The sequence below is a fragment of the Rhodococcus sp. SJ-3 genome (assembly GCF_051918125.1).
Lineage (GTDB): Bacteria > Actinomycetota > Actinomycetes > Mycobacteriales > Mycobacteriaceae > Rhodococcus.
The window spans coordinates 3,886,933-3,901,481 of sequence record NZ_CM123306.1 but is presented as its reverse complement, the minus strand read 5'-3'; the positions used below and the strand labels follow the sequence as shown (position 1 = coordinate 3,901,481).

The window sequence follows — 14,549 nt, the reverse complement described above, 5'->3', positions numbered from 1 at the left end:
GTCTCCCTGTCGTGAGTCCGACCTTGTGGGGGTTCGTAACCCACGCCACTCGATCATGACAGGAGATTCGTCCGAATGCCGGTGGACGCATTCAGGACACGAAACCCCGACCTCGCTCCTGAAGCACTTCCGCAAGGATCCGCAGCGCTTTCGGACCCACACCGTGGAGCGCTGCGAGCTCGGCCTTCGAACGGGCTGCGACATCGTCGAGCGTCACCACCCCAGCGCCGAGCAGGGCCCGTGTCGCGGGCTTCCCGATGGATGTGGGCAGGTCGCTGTGGGACGGCAATGTTCCCGTGTCGGCTTCGACCGATGCGGCGGCCAGCCGTTTCGGGGCCCGGAAAATCCACGCCTGACGCACCAACCCGTTGAGATCCTGCCCATCGATCTCGGCGAGCGGCATCCGAAATCCGATCACGGTGCCCCGCTGCACGAGCCGCTCACCGGACGGATGACGTTCCAGCGCATCGACAATCATCTCCTCGGGGAGCCGGAATTGGACGACACCGCCGTCGGTGATCGAAACGAAGACCTTGCCCCGGACCGAAAAGGTGATCGTTTCAGACCGTGTCCCCTCCTCCACCTCGCGGAGGTAGAGCGCTGCCTTTCGCACCTGTCGCGCTGTGGTCATCCTCCGATGCTAGGGCTATCGGTGACAAAGCGCGCCGATCCAGAGCGCGATGGCCCGCTGCACCGAATGCCGATGTTCGGCGAACCGAGCGTCGGCGGCGAGCGCCCGCGACCCGTACGTGAGATCGAATACCACTCCTTCGAGCAGAGTGATCAGGTCGCGCGCTGCACCGTCCGGATCTCCGGCTCCCAGTGAATCCATCAAAACGGTTGCGGCGGGACGTGAAAAGAGACACGCAGCCAGCGCTGCACGCAATTCGTCGTTCCCGGATGCGTCGACCGCCAACGAGTACCTGGCGAGAACGTCTCGGCGCCGGTCCACGATCAGCGTGTCGAGTTGGTCGGTGATCAGTGCACTGGCCTCCTCGACCGACCGGGGCGGCGCGTCGGGCAACGCGGCACGGAAGGATTCGCCCGAGCGGCGTGTCAGATGGGCGATCGCGGCGGCGACCAAGGACCGGCGGGTTCGGTAGTAGTACGAAGTGGAACCGGGCGCGAGTCCGAGCCGGGTGTCGATACCCCGGTGTGTGAGCGCGTGATTTCCGCCCTCTGCAACGAGATCCAGGGCAGCGTCACAGATGAGGTCGCGACGCGAGGATCGGTGAGGCATGTCTCCATCCTTCCAAGCTCTACGATAATAGAGTGTCGGTCATGGGATGGTTCCGTCGCACTACCCGACCAAGCCGACCACCGATGGTGGCACCCGATGTGTTCGACTCCGCGGCAAAGGCACTCGGTTTCACACTGGATCGAGCACAGCGGCACGCCGCCATCGAACTCGCAACCACCGCGCATGGCCTGTACCTGTGGGGGCCGGTCGGACGTGGAAAGAGCTGGCTCATGGAGATCTATTTCGATGCACTCTCCACCGAGCGGAAACTGCGGGTCCACTTCCACGAATTCTTCCGCGACCTGCACCGGGCGGTCCGGCGCAACCATCATGATTTGTCTGCCGCGCTCGACGAACTGCTCGACGGAGTGGACGTCGTCTGTTTCGACGAGTTCCACGTACACGACCCCGCCGACGGTAAATTCATCGCCCGCCTTCTGACCCACCTCTTCGGACGCGACATCAGAGTCATCCTGACCTCGAACTATCCTCCACGGTCCCTGCTGCCGAATCCGCTGTTCCACGACGGCTTCATTCCCACCATCGAGCTGATCGAACAGAACCTGACAGTCCTGGCGGTCGACGGGCCCCTCGACTACCGGACCGTCTCGGGTCACGAGGCCGGGTTCGCGGCCGGCTGGTGGGTCGTGCAGGAATCACGCCGGCTCGCGCAACTCGGCCTCGTCCCGCCGAGACTCGATGAGCACAGGACGGTGTCTCCGGCCGGCCATCCGCTCCACCTCCAGCGCGCGACGGACGACGGATTATGGGCGGACTTCACCGATCTGTGCGTGGCAACGACCGTGCCTGCCGACTACCTTGCACTGGCGGATCACTTCCGTCACTGGGTCATCAGCGGGGTACCGGATCTACGCACAGCCGGACGAGAGCCGGCACAACGCTTCGCCAATGTCGTGGACGTCCTGTACGACCGCGACATCACCACTGTCTTCATCGCGAACGTCCCATTGAGCGCACTCCCCTGCGATGCCCGGCTCCCCCACGACATCGAGCGGATCATGAGCCGGCTCGTCACCGTCCGGCGCGCGCATCGACCGCGGCAGCGACGTCTTCCATGACGAGGTCTGCATTCACCGCAGCACCGGCCATCACACCTGCCCCCGATGCCACCATCACCATCGCCGACAGGTCACTCGCATTGCCTGCAGCCCAAACTCCGGGGACCTCGGTCTTGCCCATCGGATCAGAATCGATGAAGGCCCCGAGCGGGTGGTCGGTCATGGTTCCACCGAGCTGTTCGTACAGGTCTGCCCGGGCGTGGAATCGTGGGGCAACCACCACCGCGTCCAACTCGGCCTCCGGAGCGCCGTCGAGTACGACGGTGACACCGGTATCGCCCTCGTCCCGGAGTCCCGAAACGGGCGCAGCGACGACGCGGATCTGCCGTGCCCCAAGCTGTTCGGTCGCGTCGGAGTCGAGCTCCGGCATCGCGTGGGTGAACAGCGTGACGTCGGCGGTGAGCTGCCGGAACAGCAGCGCCTGGTGGACACTCATCGGGCTCGTCCCGATCACGCCGACGCGCTGATCGCGCACTTCCCATCCGTGGCAGTAGGGGCAGTGGAGCACCTTCCTCCCCCACATCTCCTGCACGCCGGGCAGGTCGGGAAGCTCGTCGACGAGCCCTGATGCCAGGATGAGGCGTCGCGCGCGAACGGGTCCACTTTCTTCGAGGTCCACCTCGAGTGCACCGCCGGTGTGCCGCGCCGATACTGCGGTGTCGACGCGTATTTCCGCCCCGTATCCGCTCGCCTCCTTACGCCCGGCCGCGAGCAGGTCGAGCGGTGGAACGCCATCCTGGCCGAGGACGTTGTGCGCACCCTCGGCCGGAGCGTTGCGCGGTTGCCCGGCATCGACGACGAGCACCGAGCGCCGTGAACGGGCAAGCGCCGTTGCGGCGCTCAATCCCGCTGCGCCACCTCCGATCACGACGACGTCGTAGTGAGCAGGAGCGGTCGGTTCCGTTTTCGAGTTCATCGGTTCACTCCCAGGTCGAGTTTTCTTGCTGCCCATGCGGTGCGGTGCCCACGGACTCTCAGGTCGTTCCTGCTGAGCACCGAGTGGGGTCCGTGGTTCGAACTCAGCTGTGCCAGAACTTCGAGATCGTCTGCGGACAAGCCGTTTTCAAGTCCGTGCCGAAGCTTACCCAACACCGTTCGGGCGTAGGTACGTGCCGTCGGTGTAGTGCCATCGAGGTCGATTTCGGTGCGACGCACGGCCTCGACGTCGAAGCCGGCACGTTCGAGGTCGCCGGTCCAATCCGGGTGGTTGTTCCATCCGCGTTCACCGGCCAGCGCGTGAGCACGTGCTTCGAGCCCCGGCGTACCGATCCCGATGTCGTCGGGAAGGAACCGCGGTTGGGATTCCATTTCGATGACCACCACAAGAGCGCCGGGATCGAGCGAATCGTGGAGCTCCCTCAGGAAGGTGTCGGGCTCCTGGACGTGATGCAATGACAACGCCGCCCACACGAGATGGGGCGAGTCGACGGCCGGCCAGCCTGCGTCGAGGTCCGCCTCGACGGTCGTCACCCGCCCGCGCACGTCGTGACGGTCGGCGGTGTCGCGGATGCGAGCCAGCATCTCCGGCGACCGATCGACGGCGATGACCTCTGCTTCCGGGAATCGTGCGGCGAGAACGCGCGTACCGGTCCCTGTTCCGGCGCCCACATCGACGATCACACGGGGATCGACTCGATCGGCGACCCAGTCGACCAGGTCCTTCAGATATTCGCTATGGACCTCCGCATCGAGATCCAGCAGATCTGCCGGGGAGTCGCTGTGCCGGTGCGGTTGATGATGACTGTGTTGATGCATGCCTTCACGCTATAGCCATAAATGCAGTTTCGGCATACCATATTGCCTATGGAGCAAGAAAATGTCGATCTGGACCAGATTGTTCGGCAACGGATCCGCAGCCTCCGCCTGGCGCGCGGATGGACACTCGATGCACTGGCCACCCGCTGCCACATCAGCCCCTCGAACCTCAGTCGCATCGAAACAGGCCGTCGCAGAATCGCATTGGACCAGCTGGTTCCTATCGCCCGCGCACTCGACACCACGATCGATCATCTCGTCGAATCCGACGACGACCAGGATGTGGTGATCAGACCGCAACCGTGCGACACCCCCGGCTTCACCACGTGGCTGCTCTCCCGCGAACGTTCCCTCAACGGGGTGACCATCGCGAAGATGCGCATCACCAACGAACACCCCCGCCCCACCGACACGTTACCGGTCCACCCCGGGCACGAATGGTTCACGGTCCTCAGCGGCACAGCTCGCCTCCAACTCGGCGAGCGCACCATCCTCATCCAGGAAGGCAATGCCGCGGAGTTCTCGACGATGACCCCGCACGCGATCAGTGCCCACGAGGGCGTCGTCGAAATCCTCACGATCCTCGATCACAACGGGGAACGCGCACACCTGCACGGCAACGAGAGGTCAGCGGGCGCCCGCTCGTAGAGCCCACTGAGCAATCGCCGCGAACCCATCGGAGAGCGCGGTAGTGAGGAGAAGCGTCCGCCCCAGTCTCGACGGTGCTCGCGACAATCCGACGCAGCATGCTGCCACCCAGCCCAGGTTGACCGCCCCGGCGATCTCGAGGTCGCGGTCTCGAACCGGACGACGAACAGCTGCGCGACCCAGGACGACGCTGGTCGCACCCAGAGCAACAGCAACAGCTACACGTCCACGGCGCGACGGATCGACCGATCCTGCCATCCGCTCGTCGACCGACACGGCCACCGCGGCGAGCGCGCACCCGACGCTGTCGAGCCCGAGCACTACCCGGGCAAGTTCGTCCCGATTCACCGTACGCCCCCATGGTCCCCGAATTGCGTTCGGTGGCAGCGTAACGCGATGAAGCCGCGAGCGACGCACGTAGTGTGATTCCCGAAGCATCGAGAGAACGGAGTCAACGGTGGCCGGAACAACGACGGAACGGCCGACAGTGGCCGAGTTGATGGCCGAACTGGCCGAACTCGAGAACCCGAAGATCCGCGAGGTGAACGTCAAGCACGGCGACGACCACGGCGTCAATCTCACCCAGCTGCGCGCGATCGCCAAGAGGCTGAAGGTCCAGCAGGAGCTCGCCGAGGAACTCTGGGAGACCGGCGACAGCGCGGCGAGACTGCTCGCAATCCTCATCGGTCGGCCGAAAGCGTTCACGCGCGACGCCCTGGACACGATGTTGCGGGAAGCACGCGTACCCAAAGTCCAGGATTGGCTGGTCAACTACATCGTGAAGAAGAGCCCGCACGCCGACGAGTTGCGCGTGCTGTGGTTCGACGATCCGGATCCGGTCGTGGCGAGTGCGGGTTGGGCCCTGACTGCCGAACGTGTGGTGAAGAAACCCGAGAGTGTCGATCTCGCCGGCCTGCTGGACACCATCGAAGGGCAGATGAAGGATGCCCCGGAACGCTTGCAGTGGGCCATGAACACCTGCCTGGCCCAGATCGGGATCGAGCACGCCGAGTATCGCGTGCGGGCCCTCGATATCGGCAACCGCTTGAAAGTCCTCGAGGACTATCCGACTTCCCCGGGTTGTACGTCGCCGTTCGCACCCATCTGGATCACCGAAATGGTGAACCGGAAAACCGACAAGTGAGGTCGTATATGCGCCCGATGCGCGCCGCCGGAGTCTTCGTCACCACTATCGCCGCATCTGCACTGTTCACGGCAGGGGTGGCTTCGGCCTCCGCGCCCATTCCGTTCCAGATCGATCCGGCGCCCTACGGGAATCCGAACGGAAGTTTCGACGCTCCGTCGGTCCGCTGCGTCGCGGTAGTCGGCGACGAGCCGGGCGTCGTGACGATCACCGGTGGGAAGGAAGACGGCTGGGGCTGTCTCCTCTCCGCGGATGTGCAATGGGTGAACCTGTCGACCGGGGAATCCGGCTCTGCCCGTCTGTCGGACGGTCTGAACGGTATTCCGGCATTCGCCGCCATCGACACCGGCGCGGGCCAGGTCGCCGTCCTCTTGACCTCGACGGCAGCCGGACCGATCACCCCCGGCATCGCCACATTCCAGGTGCCGTAGTCGGCGTCCCGTCGAGAATCGCCACGTCGGAATGAATCCCCTGCATATACTCCGGCAATGCTGATCATCGGGATCATCCTGTTCGGAATTCTCGTCGGCGCAGGTGCACAACTCATTCTGGGCAGGTCCGCGTCCGGAATCGATTGGACACTGGCGTTTGCTGCGGGAGTCGGCGGTTCGTTCGTCGGCGGCCTGCTCATCAGTCTGCTCGCAAGGGACGGCCTCCATTTCCGTCCCAGCGGCATCATCGGCTCCATCGCCGGCGCGGTCATCGTCACTGCGGCGTGGTTCTGGTGGAAGAGGCGCTCGGGTTCGTCTGTGAGCTGACGGCACCGGGCCTGCCACACCGCTGACGGTGCGGCAGGCCCTTCGGATCCGCGTCAGATCCGGGTGATGTCCAGCCCGCCGTCGTGGAACTGCGACCGCAAGCGCTTCTTGTCGAACTTGCCGACGCTGGTCTTGGGAACCTCACTCACGACGGTCCAATTCTCCGGAAGCTGCCACTTGGCGACCTTGTCCGACAGGAACTCGCGCAGCGTCTCGACGGTCGCGGTGGACCCGGCGCGAAGGACGACGGCAACCAGCGGACGTTCGTCCCACTTGTCGTCGGGCACACCGATCACCGCTGCTTCGAGAACATCCGGGTGCCCCATGACAGCATTCTCCAGGTCGACCGAGGAAATCCATTCGCCGCCGGACTTGATGATGTCCTTCGTGCGATCCGTCAGCGTGAGGTAGCCGTCCGAGGTGATCGTTCCGACATCGCCCGTGCGCAGCCATCCGTCATGGAACTTCTCGGGTGCCTCGACACCGTAGTACGAGGCTGCGATCCACGGACCTCGAACCTCGAGTTCACCGATGCTGACGCCGTCGTTGGGAACCACCTCGTCGTCGTCGCCGACGAGCCGGGCCTGTACCGACGCCGGGAAACGTCCCTGCGTGTACCGGTAGCGCCACCGCTCCTCGCCCTCGACGCCTACTGGTGGTCGCGCTACCGACCCCAGCGGCGACGTCTCCGTCATCCCCCATGCATGCAGGACCTGCACATCGTGGTCGGTCTCGAACGCGTGCATCAGCGATGGCGGCACTGCCGACCCGCCGATGAGCACCTCCTTCATGCAGGAGATGTCCTGCGGGTGCTCCTCGAGGTACTGGTGCAGTCCGAGCCAGATCGTCGGGACAGCGGCGGCGAAGGTCGGGCGTTCGGCGGCAATGAGCGCGGCGAGAGGTTCGGGCTGCAGGAAGCGGTCGGGCATGATCAGCGACGCCCCGATCATGAAGGCCGCGTACGGCAGACCCCAGGACATGGCGTGGAATTGCGGAACGACGGCCAGCGCACGGTCGCCCTGACGAAGCGAAGGCCCGTCGGTCATGCACACCTGCATCGAATGCAAGTAGATCGAACGGTGCGAGTATGCGACGCCCTTCGGGTCGCCGGTGGTTCCGGAGGTGTAGCACATCGCGGCTGCAGAACGCTCGTCCACTTCGGGCCAATCGAAGACTGTCGGCTGGTCGGCGATGAGCCCTTCGTAGGTGTGCAGCTGCACACCGTCGGGGACCTCGAGACCGGCGGTCGAGTCTCCGGTGACGACCACATGCTTGACGGTCGTCAACTGCGGCAGCTGAGGCGCGAGCAAAGGCACGAGAGTCGGATCGACGATGATCACGTGGTCCTCGGCGTGGTTGGCCACGTGAATCAGCTGTTCCGGGAACAGGCGGATGTTGAGGGTGTGCAGGACCGCGCCCATCGCCGGTATCGCGAGGTAGGCCTCGAGGTGCTCGGCGTTGTTCCACATGAACGTCGCGACACGCTCGTCACCATCGACGCCGAGCCCGCGCAGAGCATGCGCGAGTTGCGCGCAGCGTTCGCCGACCTCGGCGTAGCTACGCCGACGCGCGCCGGAATCGGTCCAGGTCACCACCTCCGCCCCACTGTGAACGGAGCTGCCGTGACGCAGAATCTGCGCAATGGACAAGGGTGCGTCTTGCATGGTGCTCAACATGAATCGCTCCTCTTCGATCGGTTCGCGACCATTGTGTCGTACACCACCCGATTCCGGACCATCGAGGTGGAGCTTTCCTACTTGGCAGTATGAATCCCATGACCGCACTTGCCGCCGGCAGACGCCATTCGGTGGGCCTCCGCACCGACGGAACCGTCGTCGTGGCAGGAAACGACTCCGCCGGTGAGTGCGACGTCCTCGGATGGTGCAACATCGTCGCAGTGGCCGCCGGAAATGTGCACACCGCCCGGAACACCGGAAGGTCTCACACCGTCGGCCTGCGATCCGACGGGACGGTCGTGGCCACGGGGTGGAACGGCGACGGTCAGTGCGACGTGGGTACGTGGCACGCCGTCGTGGCGATCGCTGCGGGTTGGCGCCTCACCCTCGGCGTGCAGTCGGACGGCACTGTCGTCGCCGCCGGCCGCAACACCGACCAGCAGTGCGACGTCGACTCCTGGAACGAGATCGTGGGCGTCGCGGTGGGTGACTGGCATTCCGTCGGTGTCCGGGAAGACGGTACAGCCGTCGCCACAGGCAACAATCGATTCGGGCAGTGCCGGGTCGACGACTGGCGGAATCTCACGGCGATCACCGCGGGATACCTCCATACCGTCGGCCTGAGACGCGATGGAACCGTTCTCGCTGTCGGGCAACGTAAGTCGGGCGCGTGCGACACCGACGAGTGGACCGACGTGACGTCGGTGGCCGCGGGCAGTCATCACACCGTCGGGGTGCTCGCGAGCGGCAGGGTTAGCGCGGCCGGAGACAACAGTCACGGGCAGTGCGACGTCCACGAATGGCACGGCATCGTGGCGGTCGCGGCAGGCTCGAACCACACGCTCGGTCTCTGCGCCGACGGCACAGTCGTTGCGGCGGGAGATCCGAGAGATGGTCGGTGCGATGTCGATGAATGGCACGGCATCCGGCTACCCAGGTGTCGACCTCATCCGCAATCGCCCTACCGATCATGACGAGCGACGTATTCACGAACCCGATCGATGACCGCCTGCGGCTCATCCACCAGCACCGCGTGGCCTGCATCAGGGAGTATGTTCAGCTCGGTCTGGGGGTGAGACGCCGCGAACCATCTTCGACGCACGTATCGGCGGTGACGACACCGTGACCGAGTCGACGCTATGCGTGACCCCGCGATGACACACGTCGTAGGCGATCGTCAGTAGTGGTAGCGGGCCTGTTGGATGATGACGGTGTCGGCGTCGACGACATACACCAGACGGTGTTCGTGGGTGATCCGGCGGGACCAGACGTTGCCTTCCATGTGACGGAGACGTTCCGGCTTCCCGATGCCCTCATAGGGGTGTCGCTTGATGTCCTTTATCAGGTCGTTGACCTTGGTCAGGACTTTTCGGTCGGCGGTCAGCCAGTGGGTGTAGTCGTCCCAAGCATCGTCGGTAAAGGCGACCTTCACTCGATCAGTTCCCTCTCGGTGTATTCACCGCGCTTGGTCGCCTCCAAGCTCCGGAGTAACCGGCGCGCGTTTGCCGGTGACGAGAGAAGGTAAGCGGTCTCCATTATCGAGTCGTAGTCGTCCTTGGACAGCAACACAGCGTTGCCGTTCTTCGAAACGATTTCGATGCTTGTGTGATCCTCGTTGACCTGGGCTACCAGGCCGAACAGGTTCTTCCTGGCTTCGGTAGCAGTAATTGCGGACATGGCTTCGGAGCCTCCCAATGACGAGGTGTCCACGGTTGACAACTCAACACCCAAGAAGATACCACAAACGTACTGCATAACGTACATAGCCAGGACGCGAGGTGAGCCGTAGAGCCCACGGATGTGTCGCCGCTCCATACGCCTACGGATCCTGCCGCGATCGAAGTCGCGCGACTCACGCAGGAGAACGCGGCGCCCCGATGCCCGGATCGATCCGTACCGGCCCGTCCACTGTGGGCGACAGCGGGAAGTCGAAGATCGCGGTCGGAAGATAGACGGTGGCACAGGAATTGGGGATGTCCACGACTCCGGACAGCCGCCCCTCGATCGGTGCGGCACCGAGGAGAAGGTACGCCTGCTCCGGGCTGTACCCGAACTTCGTCAAGTACTCGATAGCGTGCAGACACGCCCGTTGGTACGCCAATTGCGAATCGAGATAGCGCTGTTCACCGTCGAGCGTCACCGAGGTGCCCGAGAAAGCGAGCCATTCGGAGAACTGGGGGTCGGTGTTCCCCGGCATGAAGATCGCGTTCTCACTCACCCCGTAGGTATCCATTCCACCCGGGATGAGATCGACACGCAGATCGATGAAACCACCCATCTCGATGGCACCGCAGAAGGTGATCTCGCCGTCGCCCTGCGAGAAGTGCAGATCGCCGACCGACAGATTCGCGCCATCGACGAATACCGGATAGAAGATCCGGCTGCCTTTGGTCAGATTCTTGATGTCCTGGTTGCCGCCGTTTTCGCGGGGAGGGGCCGTGCGCGCGCCTTCCCCCGCGACACGGTCGAAGTCTGCCCCCGTGAGGCTGCCCAGGATCGCACCGTTCGGTTCCGGTGGTAGCGCGAGAGGGGGCACCCGTTCGGGGTCGGTCGCGATCAGCGCGGCTTCACGAGTGTTCCACGTGGACAACAGATCATGCGACGGCGCCGTTCCCATCAGTCCTGGGTGAACGATACCGGTGAACGAGACGTGGGGAATGTGGCGGCTCGTTGTCCTCTGACCCGAGAAATCCCAGACCGCCTTGTAGGCGTCGGGGAACTGCTCGGTGAGGAAGCCGCCCCCGTTGGGTTTGGCGAAAATCCCTGTGTAACCCCAGCCCTGTCCCGCGAGCGGACCGGAATCCTCCTGTGGGATCGGGCCGAGATCGAGAATGTCGACGACCAGGAGATCACCCGGCTTGGCACCCTCGATCGCGAAGGGCCCGGACAGCGCGTGGACCGTGTGCAGCGGCGCATTGCGGATGTCGTCGGCGGAGTCGTCGTTGTGGATTTCCCCGTCGAACCACTCCCGGCAGTGCACCCGGAACGACTCCCCCGGTTTCACCGTAGCCACCGATGGGGTGTCGGGATGCCAGCGGTTGTGACCGATCTTGTCCTGGTCGGTGAAGCGGCGTGTCGAATCGAGCGGAAAGACGACGTCGGGCACTGGTCCTCCTGGGTCGGACGAACTCGTTCAAGGGCGAGGGAGTAGCCGGTGTCTCGGGTCGGTCGAGACGGGACGGGATTGCCGCGCGCCACCTGGGAGCGCACCCGACACGACGTGCGGATCGGATGCCGTGCGCGCTGTCGCGTCGTGCAGGCGCATCGCGGCAGATGCGCCCCGACCGAGACGCGGGGCCGTGATCGCGCGCGATGCCTGCTTTCCACACGAAGGGCACGCAGTGGACGGGCCGACGTCCCCCATCGGTATCGATGCATCGAACAGACCGCACTCGACGCACCGGAAGTCGTACAGCGGCATGGATATCGACCTTTCGAATCGATCTGCTGCCGAAACCGTAACCGACCGGCCTGTTCCGCGCGCCACGTCGACAGAATTCGTCACGGCCATTCCGCCGCGATCGCTCCCGTCGGTCATCCACGCGACCAGCAGTGAGAGAATCGACGCCGTGCCGATGCCCTCACCACTACCCGTCAAGAACGGAATCGGACCGACCCGGCTGAGTGTTCCGACGACCGGTCCGTGGTCGACGATCGCCGAGTACGTGGTTGCGAGATTCGATCACATGGACGCGGGCACTCTGTATCAGCGGTTCGACGACGGCGAGATCGTGGGTGCCGACGGCACTCCGATCGATCGCGGCGCCGCATTGGGCACACACAGATTCATCTGGTACTACCGCGAACTGCCCTTGGAAGATCCGGTGCCGTTCCGCGAAGAGATTCTTCATATCGACGACGACCTCGTCGTCATCGACAAACCGCACTTTCTCCCGACCACTCCGGGTGGGCGCTACCTACGCGAGTCGGCACTCGTCCGCTTGCGGATCCGCCTGGACAACCCCGACCTGACGCCGATTCATCGACTGGACCGCGCGACGGCCGGTCTGGTGATGTTCTCGACCCGCCCTGCCACACGCGGCGCCTACCAATCACTGTTCGAGAAGCGGCAGGTCACGAAAGTCTACGAGGCGGTCTCGGCACTACCGCCAGGCTGGGCCCCCGGCTCGCCGACGCTCGCAGGGCACGCGTTTCCCGTCACCTACCGGAACCACATCGAGGCTCGTAAGGGCGAGCTGCGGGTGGTCGTCGACGACAGCCGGGAACCCAACTCCGAGACCGTGGTCGGGGTGCTCGGTTCCGGTGTGAGTGCATCCGGACGCGCTGTACTCCACACGATCCTGCGTCCGCGCACTGGCCGGATGCACCAGTTGCGGGTGCATCTGGCCGCGCTCGGTATCGGAATCCTGGGCGACAGTTGGTATCCCGATCTCCTTCCCGAGTCTCCGGACGACCATTCCCTTCCGCTCCAATTACTCGCGCGGGAACTGGAATTCACCGATCCGCTGTCAGGAGAGCTCCGACGATTCGTCACCGGACTGACGCTGAGCGAGATCCCGCTTCCGGAGCATCGAGACGCTGCCGCACCGTCGTAGCTATTCTCCGGTGACGCCGTAGGCAGCGAGGAACATGTCGATGAGTCCGTCGATGACCTGTTCGTCGACCGGTCGCGGCGTCAGGAGCAACCGGTAGTAGAGCGCTCCGGCGAGCACCTCGGCGGGGATCGTCAGGTCTACGCCGGACTCGAGCTCTCCATGTTGCTGTGCGAGCCTGATGCGATCGAACGTCCTCTGCTCGACTGTCGCAAGGAACCGCTCGTGCAACGTCTTCCGCAGTTCCGGATCGGCCTGGGCCTCGGCGATGACCGCTCGGTAAACGGGGCCGATCGGAGGTGTGGAGAGGGCGCGAACGGACCGTCGGAACTGTTCGCGTAGATCCGCGCGGATGCCTCGCGTCGTGTGGTAGTCGAGCTCGGTGATCCACACGTGGTTCAGTGCGTCCAGCAGCAACTCGGGCATCGACGACCAGCGGCGGTAGATGGTGTGCTTCCCTACTCCTGCGCGCTGCGCGACCGCTTCGATTGTCAGGCCACGGTAGCCCGCCTCCGTCGCAAGCTCGAGCGTGACATCCAACAACTGACGGGTCAGCGCCTCCCCGCGTCGCCGCGGTGCCCGAGATTCCGTTGACGAGTGCTCTCGCTCATCCATTCCCCCATTATATCGGCACGCATCGTGCCGTTGACAGCACCCGATCCCCGAGTGCACACTGACCCATAACGGCACTAGCCGTGCCGTTATGAGCCGGAAGCGGAACAACACGGGAGGAACGACGATGAGCACCGACACAAGACACACGACTACCGACGAACAGCAGACATTCACCGCCGAAGAGCGAGCGGCCATGAAAGAGCGTGCGCGCGAGGCACGCGCGTCGACAAAACGCGTGTCCGCCGACCGGAAGGCCGCCGAGGACGAACAGGCCGTGCTCGCCAAGATCGACGAGATGCAGGGTCGCGATCGTGAGATCGCCGAGAAGATCCACTCACTCGTCACGAGGAGCGCACCGCAGCTCGCACCGAGAACCTGGTACGGCATGCCTGCCTACGCGCTCGACGGGAAGATCGTCTGCTTCTTCCAGAACGCCGCGAAATTCAAGGCTCGCTACGCAACTCTCGGATTCAGCGACGAAGCGCAACTCGACAACGGCGCCATGTGGCCTACGAACTACGCCATCACCGAGGTGACCGACGACGTCGAGATGCAGATCATCGCACTCGTGCAACGCGCCGTCAGCTGAACTTCACCCACACCCCACCTCATTCGAAGGAGATCCGATGAAATCCATGACCTGTCGAGAGCTCGGAGGGCCCTGCGACGCAGACCTCCGCGGAGAAACAGCCGACGAGATCATCAAGGCGCAGGACCGACACCTACGGGAGTCCGTGGACAGCGGTGACACCGATCATGTTCCGGCACTCGAGGAGATGAGGAAGCGGTGGAAGCACCCGATCAAGGCGATGGGCTGGTACAAGGACACCAAGAAGGCATTCGCGGCGCTCCCCTGACCTCGTGAGCGTTCCGGAACTCCCTCAGTTCAGGCGCATTCGACTGGCAGCCCCGGCTCACAGGTAACGGTGCACCGAAATCCGCTGCACATTCGAGGGCGGCGACGATCGACGGGTCCGGCGCAACCACCACGGTCGGACGGAACCACTCCGTCGCCGTCGCCGCCCACGCCGGCCGAGGCATGCGACCACAGCCTTTACTTTGCCTACAAAGTAATATCGTC

20 protein-coding genes are annotated in these 14,549 nt (G+C 64.3%); 9 read left to right on the top strand and 11 right to left on the bottom strand.

Going from position 1 to position 14,549, the window contains the following annotated elements; genetic code table 11:
• Window positions 1-91: 91 nt before the first annotated feature.
• Together ACTDXD_RS18215 and ACTDXD_RS18210 are read right to left on the bottom strand one after the other, a co-directional pair.
• Complete coding sequence (locus tag ACTDXD_RS18215) at window positions 92-631, bottom strand: hypothetical protein (protein ID WP_440123694.1); 540 nt, start codon at window positions 629-631, stop codon at window positions 92-94.
• 15 nt (window positions 632-646) lie between these two features.
• Window positions 647-1,240, bottom strand: a complete 594-nt coding sequence (locus tag ACTDXD_RS18210; RefSeq protein WP_440123693.1) for a TetR/AcrR family transcriptional regulator — start codon at window positions 1,238-1,240, stop codon at window positions 647-649.
• A gap of 41 nt (window positions 1,241-1,281) precedes the next feature.
• Here ACTDXD_RS18210 and zapE point away from each other — a divergent pair, with 41 nt between their 5' ends.
• Window positions 1,282-2,319, top strand: a complete 1,038-nt coding sequence (gene zapE / locus ACTDXD_RS18205) for a cell division protein ZapE (RefSeq protein ID WP_440123692.1) — start codon at window positions 1,282-1,284, stop codon at window positions 2,317-2,319.
• Here zapE and ACTDXD_RS18200 read toward each other — a convergent pair.
• Both ACTDXD_RS18200 and ACTDXD_RS18195 read right to left on the bottom strand, forming a co-directional pair.
• The gene (locus tag ACTDXD_RS18200) at window positions 2,273-3,235 is read right to left on the bottom strand and encodes an NAD(P)/FAD-dependent oxidoreductase (RefSeq protein ID WP_440123691.1); all 963 of its coding nucleotides are present in this window, start codon (window positions 3,233-3,235) and stop codon (window positions 2,273-2,275) included. The genes zapE and ACTDXD_RS18200 overlap by 47 nt on opposite strands.
• The gene (locus ACTDXD_RS18195; protein WP_440123690.1) at window positions 3,232-4,074 is read right to left on the bottom strand and encodes a class I SAM-dependent methyltransferase; all 843 of its coding nucleotides are present in this window, start codon (window positions 4,072-4,074) and stop codon (window positions 3,232-3,234) included. The genes ACTDXD_RS18200 and ACTDXD_RS18195 overlap by 4 nt, the downstream gene beginning before the upstream one ends.
• A gap of 48 nt (window positions 4,075-4,122) precedes the next feature.
• Between ACTDXD_RS18195 and ACTDXD_RS18190 the strand changes: the two genes are divergently transcribed.
• The gene (locus ACTDXD_RS18190; RefSeq protein ID WP_440123689.1) at window positions 4,123-4,722 is read left to right on the top strand and encodes a helix-turn-helix domain-containing protein; all 600 of its coding nucleotides are present in this window, start codon (window positions 4,123-4,125) and stop codon (window positions 4,720-4,722) included.
• Here ACTDXD_RS18190 and ACTDXD_RS18185 read toward each other — a convergent pair.
• Window positions 4,702-5,070, bottom strand: a complete 369-nt coding sequence (locus ACTDXD_RS18185; protein WP_440123688.1) for a hypothetical protein — start codon at window positions 5,068-5,070, stop codon at window positions 4,702-4,704. The two genes, ACTDXD_RS18190 and ACTDXD_RS18185, sit on opposite strands and share 21 nt — an antisense overlap.
• Before the next feature lie 151 nt (window positions 5,071-5,221).
• Between ACTDXD_RS18185 and ACTDXD_RS18180 the strand changes: the two genes are divergently transcribed.
• From ACTDXD_RS18180 to ACTDXD_RS18170, 3 genes are read left to right on the top strand one after another with little or no spacing between them, the layout of a single operon-like run.
• Window positions 5,222-5,866, top strand: a complete 645-nt coding sequence (locus ACTDXD_RS18180) for a DNA alkylation repair protein (RefSeq protein ID WP_440127686.1) — start codon at window positions 5,222-5,224, stop codon at window positions 5,864-5,866.
• Window positions 5,867-5,883: 17 nt separating this feature from the next.
• Window positions 5,884-6,297 (top strand): hypothetical protein, encoded by a 414-nt coding sequence (locus ACTDXD_RS18175; RefSeq protein WP_440127685.1) that lies wholly within the window; start codon window positions 5,884-5,886, stop codon window positions 6,295-6,297.
• A gap of 57 nt (window positions 6,298-6,354) precedes the next feature.
• A complete protein-coding gene (locus ACTDXD_RS18170) occupies window positions 6,355-6,624 on the top strand; it encodes a GlsB/YeaQ/YmgE family stress response membrane protein (RefSeq protein ID WP_440123687.1) in 270 nt (89 codons plus the stop codon).
• Window positions 6,625-6,677: 53 nt separating this feature from the next.
• Here the strand turns inward: ACTDXD_RS18170 and ACTDXD_RS18165 are convergent, their stop codons facing one another.
• Entirely contained in the window at window positions 6,678-8,300 is a 1,623-nt protein-coding gene (locus ACTDXD_RS18165) for a long-chain fatty acid--CoA ligase (RefSeq protein WP_440123686.1), read from the bottom strand.
• Between the two features lie 98 nt (window positions 8,301-8,398).
• Here ACTDXD_RS18165 and ACTDXD_RS18160 point away from each other — a divergent pair, with 98 nt between their 5' ends.
• A complete protein-coding gene (locus ACTDXD_RS18160) occupies window positions 8,399-9,274 on the top strand; it encodes an RCC1 domain-containing protein (protein ID WP_440123685.1) in 876 nt (291 codons plus the stop codon).
• Between the two features lie 203 nt (window positions 9,275-9,477).
• Here ACTDXD_RS18160 and ACTDXD_RS18155 read toward each other — a convergent pair whose 3' ends face one another.
• From ACTDXD_RS18155 to ACTDXD_RS18140, 4 genes are all read right to left on the bottom strand, one after another.
• Complete coding sequence (locus ACTDXD_RS18155; protein ID WP_440123684.1) at window positions 9,478-9,732, bottom strand: Txe/YoeB family addiction module toxin; 255 nt, start codon at window positions 9,730-9,732, stop codon at window positions 9,478-9,480.
• A complete protein-coding gene (locus ACTDXD_RS18150; RefSeq protein ID WP_440123683.1) occupies window positions 9,729-10,010 on the bottom strand; it encodes a type II toxin-antitoxin system Phd/YefM family antitoxin in 282 nt (93 codons plus the stop codon). Before ACTDXD_RS18150 ends, ACTDXD_RS18155 begins: the two co-directional genes overlap by 4 nt.
• Before the next feature lie 142 nt (window positions 10,011-10,152).
• Complete coding sequence (gene fmdA / locus ACTDXD_RS18145) at window positions 10,153-11,406, bottom strand: formamidase (protein WP_440123682.1); 1,254 nt, start codon at window positions 11,404-11,406, stop codon at window positions 10,153-10,155.
• Window positions 11,407-11,433: 27 nt separating this feature from the next.
• Window positions 11,434-11,721 (bottom strand): FmdB family zinc ribbon protein, encoded by a 288-nt coding sequence (locus ACTDXD_RS18140; RefSeq protein ID WP_440123681.1) that lies wholly within the window; start codon window positions 11,719-11,721, stop codon window positions 11,434-11,436.
• A gap of 154 nt (window positions 11,722-11,875) precedes the next feature.
• On the opposite strand from ACTDXD_RS18140, the gene ACTDXD_RS18135 reads away from it, so the two are divergent.
• Window positions 11,876-12,856 (top strand): pseudouridine synthase, encoded by a 981-nt coding sequence (locus ACTDXD_RS18135; RefSeq protein WP_440127684.1) that lies wholly within the window; start codon window positions 11,876-11,878, stop codon window positions 12,854-12,856.
• Here the strand turns inward: ACTDXD_RS18135 and ACTDXD_RS18130 are convergent, their stop codons facing one another.
• The gene (locus tag ACTDXD_RS18130) at window positions 12,857-13,468 is read right to left on the bottom strand and encodes a TetR/AcrR family transcriptional regulator (RefSeq protein ID WP_440123680.1); all 612 of its coding nucleotides are present in this window, start codon (window positions 13,466-13,468) and stop codon (window positions 12,857-12,859) included.
• A gap of 124 nt (window positions 13,469-13,592) precedes the next feature.
• On the opposite strand from ACTDXD_RS18130, the gene ACTDXD_RS18125 reads away from it, so the two are divergent.
• Window positions 13,593-14,057: an iron chaperone gene (locus ACTDXD_RS18125; RefSeq protein WP_440123679.1), complete on the top strand. Its 465-nt coding sequence runs from the start codon at window positions 13,593-13,595 to the stop codon at window positions 14,055-14,057.
• A gap of 37 nt (window positions 14,058-14,094) precedes the next feature.
• Window positions 14,095-14,325, top strand: a complete 231-nt coding sequence (locus tag ACTDXD_RS18120; RefSeq protein ID WP_440123678.1) for a DUF1059 domain-containing protein — start codon at window positions 14,095-14,097, stop codon at window positions 14,323-14,325.
• Window positions 14,326-14,549: the final 224 nt, after the last annotated feature.

What these genes read in the sequence shown, in the direction of transcription:
- zapE (WP_440123692.1), top strand. Translation starts at nt 1,282, where the DNA reads ATGGGATGGTTCCGTCGCACTACCCGACCAAGCCGACCACCGATGGTG.
- ACTDXD_RS18215 (WP_440123694.1), bottom strand. Translation starts at nt 631, where the DNA reads ATGACCACAGCGCGACAGGTGCGAAAGGCAGCGCTCTACCTCCGCGAG.
- ACTDXD_RS18210 (WP_440123693.1), bottom strand. Translation starts at nt 1,240, where the DNA reads ATGCCTCACCGATCCTCGCGTCGCGACCTCATCTGTGACGCTGCCCTG.
- ACTDXD_RS18160 (WP_440123685.1), top strand. Translation starts at nt 8,399, where the DNA reads ATGACCGCACTTGCCGCCGGCAGACGCCATTCGGTGGGCCTCCGCACC.
- ACTDXD_RS18135 (WP_440127684.1), top strand. Translation starts at nt 11,876, where the DNA reads ATGCCCTCACCACTACCCGTCAAGAACGGAATCGGACCGACCCGGCTG.
- ACTDXD_RS18190 (WP_440123689.1), top strand. Translation starts at nt 4,123, where the DNA reads ATGGAGCAAGAAAATGTCGATCTGGACCAGATTGTTCGGCAACGGATC.
- ACTDXD_RS18130 (WP_440123680.1), bottom strand. Translation starts at nt 13,468, where the DNA reads ATGGATGAGCGAGAGCACTCGTCAACGGAATCTCGGGCACCGCGGCGA.
- ACTDXD_RS18170 (WP_440123687.1), top strand. Translation starts at nt 6,355, where the DNA reads ATGCTGATCATCGGGATCATCCTGTTCGGAATTCTCGTCGGCGCAGGT.
- ACTDXD_RS18195 (WP_440123690.1), bottom strand. Translation starts at nt 4,074, where the DNA reads ATGCATCAACACAGTCATCATCAACCGCACCGGCACAGCGACTCCCCG.
- ACTDXD_RS18165 (WP_440123686.1), bottom strand. Translation starts at nt 8,300, where the DNA reads ATGTTGAGCACCATGCAAGACGCACCCTTGTCCATTGCGCAGATTCTG.
- ACTDXD_RS18180 (WP_440127686.1), top strand. Translation starts at nt 5,222, where the DNA reads ATGGCCGAACTGGCCGAACTCGAGAACCCGAAGATCCGCGAGGTGAAC.
- ACTDXD_RS18120 (WP_440123678.1), top strand. Translation starts at nt 14,095, where the DNA reads ATGAAATCCATGACCTGTCGAGAGCTCGGAGGGCCCTGCGACGCAGAC.
- ACTDXD_RS18140 (WP_440123681.1), bottom strand. Translation starts at nt 11,721, where the DNA reads ATGCCGCTGTACGACTTCCGGTGCGTCGAGTGCGGTCTGTTCGATGCA.
- ACTDXD_RS18175 (WP_440127685.1), top strand. Translation starts at nt 5,884, where the DNA reads ATGCGCGCCGCCGGAGTCTTCGTCACCACTATCGCCGCATCTGCACTG.
- ACTDXD_RS18200 (WP_440123691.1), bottom strand. Translation starts at nt 3,235, where the DNA reads ATGAACTCGAAAACGGAACCGACCGCTCCTGCTCACTACGACGTCGTC.
- ACTDXD_RS18125 (WP_440123679.1), top strand. Translation starts at nt 13,593, where the DNA reads ATGAGCACCGACACAAGACACACGACTACCGACGAACAGCAGACATTC.